Annotated in this window: 5 protein-coding genes; all 5 read left to right on the top strand. The window is 62.1% G+C overall.

Annotated elements, in window-relative coordinates:
• A partial coding sequence (locus AC1DUU_RS22300; RefSeq protein ID WP_476785572.1) for a transporter associated domain-containing protein occupies window positions 1–413 on the top strand: 413 nt, incomplete at its 5' end.
• 87 nt (window positions 414–500) lie between these two features.
• Complete coding sequence (gene lnt, locus AC1DUU_RS22305) at window positions 501–2,093, top strand: apolipoprotein N-acyltransferase (protein WP_476785573.1); 1,593 nt, start codon at window positions 501–503, stop codon at window positions 2,091–2,093.
• Between the two features lie 141 nt (window positions 2,094–2,234).
• A complete protein-coding gene (locus tag AC1DUU_RS22310; RefSeq protein WP_476785574.1) occupies window positions 2,235–2,654 on the top strand; it encodes a helix-turn-helix domain-containing protein in 420 nt (139 codons plus the stop codon).
• 253 nt (window positions 2,655–2,907) lie between these two features.
• Window positions 2,908–4,173: a methionine adenosyltransferase gene (gene metK, locus AC1DUU_RS22315; protein ID WP_476785575.1), complete on the top strand. Its 1,266-nt coding sequence runs from the start codon at window positions 2,908–2,910 to the stop codon at window positions 4,171–4,173.
• 16 nt (window positions 4,174–4,189) lie between these two features.
• Window positions 4,190–4,891, top strand: a complete 702-nt coding sequence (trmB, locus tag AC1DUU_RS22320; protein ID WP_476785576.1) for a tRNA (guanine(46)-N(7))-methyltransferase TrmB — start codon at window positions 4,190–4,192, stop codon at window positions 4,889–4,891.
• Window positions 4,892–5,168 lie beyond the last annotated feature (277 nt).

Genomic DNA, 5,168 nt, shown 5'->3' on the forward strand with positions numbered 1-5,168 from the left:
AGATGGCGCTGGTCATTGACGAGTATGGCGGCACCGACGGGCTGGTTTCGCTCGAAGACATCGTCGAGATGGTCGTCGGCGACATCGAAGACGAGCATGATGACGACGAGCCGATGATCACCCAGGCGGGAGACGGCGTTTATGTCGTCGACGGCAAGGCTGAGATCGAGGAGGTCGCCAAGGTCCTGGGCTCGGAATTCTCGCCCGGCGAACACAGCGAATATGTCGATACGATCGGTGGCATGATCTTCAATGCGCTCGGCCGCGTGCCGGCGCGGGGCGAAGTCGTGCAGGCGATCCCAGGCTTCGAGTTCCACGTCCTCGACGCCGACCCGCGCCGCGTCAAGCGCGTGCGCATCGTCCATAGCTTGAAGAGCGAGCGCCGCCGCCGCGCCAAGGCTGAACAGGCGTGAGCCTGGCCTGCCGAGGCGGTCCGCCATTTGGTGCCGCCTTGCGGTGCTGCTACACCTTCGATCCGTGATTCTGGGAGAGGGGCACGGATGGAGCGCCACGCTGGGCGGATAATTCTGCTGTGGGGATGGAAAAGAGCGCTGGTCGCCTTTGTGGCCGGCGCCTTCGCCGTTCTGGGCCAAGCGCCCTATGACTTTTTCGCCGCCTGCTTCGTGTCTTTCCCGGTCCTGGTGTGGCTGCTTGACGGTGCTGTCGCCGACAGGCCCGCTGGCTTGCTGCGCCGCCTCATGCCAGCCTTCGTCACTGGCTGGTGGTTCGGCTTCGGCTATTTCCTCGCGGGGCTGTGGTGGGTTGGTGGCGCACTTTTGGTCGAAGCCGAGAGTTTTGCCTGGGCGCTGCCGTTTGCCGTCGTCGGCATTCCGCTGATTCTGGCCTTCTTCTATGGCTTTGCCGCCGCATTGGCCCGGCTGTTGTGGAGCGACGGCATCGGCCGTATTGCGGCACTCGCCTTCGCCTTCGGCCTGGCCGAATGGCTGCGCACCTTCCTGTTCACCGGCTTTCCGTGGAACCCGCTGGGCTTTGCCGCCATGCCCGTGCCGCTGTTCATGCAGAGCGTGGCGGTGGTCGGCGTCACCGGTATGAACGTGCTGGCCGTCTTCGTCTTCGCCATGCCGGCACTGCTCGCCGACCGGCGCAATCTCAAGCTTGGCTTTTCGCTGGCGGCTGTGCTGGTCGCAGCCCACGCCGCCTACGGCTATTACAGGCTGGCGGTGCCTGCCGCGCCGGCTGGCGGGACGATCAATGTCCGTCTCGTCCAGCCCAATATCGACCTCAGCGAAAAATGGGATGGCCGTGTCCGCGACCGCATCTTTGCCGGCATGCTGCAGCTGTCGGCCGAACCACCGAAACCGGGCGCCAAGAAGCCCGACCTGATCGTGTGGCCCGAGACGTCGGTGCCGTTCCTGTTCACCGAGCGGCCCGACGCGCTGGTGGCGATCGGCGACATGCTGGCCGAAGGCCAGATGCTGATGGCTGGCACTGTGCGCGAGGAAGGCGAATCGTCAGCCGACGCCGAAGCCCGCTATTACAATTCCGTCGTCAGCATCAACGACAAGGGCGAGATCGTTGATGCTGTCGACAAGGTCCACCTTGTTCCCTTCGGCGAATATATTCCGTTCGCCGGCCTGATGGAGCGCATCGGGCTCACTCAACTTGTCGCCGGGCCGATGAATTTCAYCGCTGGCACCAGCCGCCGGCCGCTCGACCTGCCTGGCGGTCTGAAGGCGGCGGCATTCGTCTGTTATGAAATAATTTTTCCCCGTCTAGTTGCAGTTGACGCGGCGTCAACTCAGATTATGGTAAACGTCACCAACGACGCGTGGTTTGGCGATACTCCGGGTCCGTATCAGCATTTCCGGCAGTCGCAGATCCGCGYGGTTGAAAACGGGTTGCCGGTCCTGCGCGCGGCCAACACAGGAATTTCCGGCATTGTCGACCCAAGCGGGCGAGTTGTGGATGCACTTGCGATGAATGTTCGCGGCACCATCGATTTCTCGCTTCCGGTGGCCGCCGCTGGCGCCACCTCGACGCCGCTTTCGCGTGTTAACGGTTTCCTGATCATGTTCGTGATTGCCGTTGCGGCAAGTGGCTTGAAGCTCAGGCAGAGGCTCAGGGCGAATTGACACTGCGGTTGTTAGAAACTCATATGCCCCCGCGCGGCGAGATGCTGCGCCAATCGGCGTTCAGATCCGAGCGTTATAATTTGCCCTGAAGTGGGTTATCTGCCCAAAAAATAAGCTGGGAAAATCCGGCGAGGAAAGACAGTGGAAAAAGAAAACAAGAAGAAACCAAATCCGACCGACGTATACGTCGGCGGTAGAATTCGCCTGCGACGCAACATGTTGGGAATGAGCCAGGAAAAGCTTGGAGAAAGCCTAGGGATTACCTTCCAGCAAATCCAGAAATACGAAAAGGGAACAAACCGCGTCGGAGCGAGTCGCCTTCAGGCAATCGCTTCGATCCTCAGCGTTCCGGTTGCCTTCTTCTTCGAGGACGCCCCGGGGGCTGAAGGCATCGATCACAAGGGACTGGCGGAAGATTCTTCCACCTCCTTCGTGGTCAATTTTCTCAGCAGCGCCGAAGGCCTGCAGCTCAACCGCGCCTTTGCCCGGATTTCCAACCCCAAAATTCGGCGCAAAGTCATTGAATTGGCCAAGGTCCTGGCCGACGACGAAGAGCAGTAATGCCAGAGCGCGTGCGCCCGAATGGACGCACAAAGGACGCTCTAAGTGTTTGAAACTTCGCATCATGCGTTCTGAAAATCGGCTCCGATATTCAGGCAGATGCGCAGTGCGACGGCGATGCGCCGTCGCCACGCTCTTGCAATAACAAGCCTTCCGCGACGAAAGCCTGCTTGACGAGGTCTGGCAGGCTTCGCTAACACGTGTCGCGCCAAAGATCGGCATCGCGCCGATCGCTTTCCAGAGGGGACATCCCGTGCAGCGGCAGAATTATCTCTTCACCTCCGAGTCCGTATCCGAAGGCCACCCCGATAAGGTGTGCGACCGCATTTCCGATGAGATCGTCGATCTCGTCTACCGTGAAGCCAAAAAGACTGGCATGGATCCGTGGAAGGTCCGCGTTGCCTGTGAAACTCTGGCAACCACCAACCGCGTTGTGATCGCCGGCGAAGTTCGCGTGCCCGACACGCTGCTCAAGAAAGACAAGAACGGCCAGATCGTGAAGGACGCAGCCGGCCATCCGGTCGTCAATCCGTCCAAGTTCAAAGCGGTGGCTCGCAAGGCCATCCGCGCGATCGGCTACGAGCAGGCCGGCTTCCACTGGAAGACCGCGCGCATCGACGTGCTGCTGCACGGCCAGTCGCCCGACATCGGCCAGGGCGTCGACAGCGCTTCCGACCGCCAGGGCGAAGAGGGCGCGGGCGACCAGGGCATCATGTTCGGTTATGCCTGCCGCGAGACGCCGGATCTGATGCCGGCGCCGATCTACTACAGCCACAAGATCCTCGAACTGCTGGCTTCTGCCCGCCACGAGAACAAGGGCGACGCCGGCAAGCTCGGCCCCGACGCCAAGAGCCAGGTCACCGTGCGCTACCAGGACGGCAAGGCCCACGAGGTCACGCAGATCGTGCTTTCGACCCAGCACCTCGACGGCAGCTGGGATTCGGGCAAGGTCCGCAAGGTCGTCGAGCCCTACATCCGCGAAGCCCTTGACGGCCTCGAGATCGCCAACGACTGCAACTGGTACATCAACCCGACCGGCAAGTTCGTCATCGGTGGTCCTGACGGCGACGCAGGCCTGACCGGCCGCAAGATCATCGTCGACACCTACGGCGGCGCTGCCCCGCATGGCGGCGGCGCGTTCTCCGGCAAGGACACCACCAAGGTCGACCGTTCGGCAGCTTATGCCGCGCGCTACCTTGCCAAGAACGTGGTTGCCGCAAAGCTCGCCGAGCGCTGCACCATCCAGCTGGCCTACGCCATCGGCGTTGCCCAGCCGCTGTCGGTCTATGTCGACCTGCACGGCACTGGMAAGGTCGACGAGGCGGTGCTGGAAGATGCGCTGCGCCAGGTCATGGACCTGTCGCCGTCGGGCATCCGCCGTCACCTCGATCTCAACAAGCCGATCTACGCCAAGACCTCGTCCTACGGCCATTTTGGCCGCAAGGCCGGTCGCGACGGTTCTTTCTCGTGGGAAAAGACCGACCTGGTGAAGGCCCTCAAGGATGCGGTCGCCGCCTAAGGCGACCGTGGTATCAATGGAACAGGAACCGCGCCGCAGTCGCACCAGCGAAGCCTTTTTCGGGCGGCGGCGCGGCAAGTCTATCCGCCCGCATCAGGCGGAAGCGCTTGAAACAGGACTGGCCCGCCTTGGCATCGACCTTGGCGTGGCCGCCCCTGCCGATCTTCGCACGATGTTTGAAGCCGAGGTGTCCAAGGTCAAGCTGGAGATCGGCTTCGGCGGTGGCGAGCACCTTCGCCACATCGCCGCGAACAATCCGGCCACCGGCTTCATCGGAATCGAGCCTTTCGTCAACGGCATGGCCAAGATGACGGCGGTGCTGGATGAAAACCCGCTCGCCAACATCCGCCTCTATGACGAAGACGCCACCCAGCTGCTCGACTGGCTGCCGGAGGCCTCGCTCGACGGCATCGACCTGCTCTATCCCGACCCGTGGCGGAAGAAGAAGCACTGGAAGCGCCGCTTCGTCAGCCCGGTCAATCTCGACCGCTTCGCCCGCGCGCTGAAGAGCGGCGCGAAATTCCGCTTTGCCTCCGACATCGACACCTATGTGAACTGGACGCTGCAGCATTGCCGCGCCCATCCTGCCTTCGAGTGGCAGGCGGCCGACGCCCGCGATTGGCACACGCCTTATGAGGGCTGGACGCGCACGCGCTACGAAGCCAAGGCCATCCGTGAAAACCGCACCCCGGCGTATTTGACGTTCGTGAGGGTGTAGGGTCATTCATTAGAAGCTGCCCCTCACCCCTACCCTTGTAACTTGAACGTTGCCGCATCTGCTATTGTTAGCGGTGCGGTGGCGGACGGGAGACCGAAGTTCCTTTGGGACACCAAGCCCGTGGGAGAGCTTGGGTCTTCGTCCGCCGTTCCATCGACCCCGAACAGTCGCCAGGGCCGCAAGCGAAGCCCGATTAGGCAAGGATGGGAGAAGATGGACGCTGCTTTTGTCGTTGTAGGGATCGATGTCTCGAAGGAGCGGCTCGACATTCATGTCC

This window comes from Aminobacter sp. P4_H6_2, assembly GCF_056400805.1.

What these genes read in the sequence shown, in the direction of transcription:
- trmB (WP_476785576.1), top strand. Translation starts at nt 4,190, where the DNA reads ATGGAACAGGAACCGCGCCGCAGTCGCACCAGCGAAGCCTTTTTCGGG.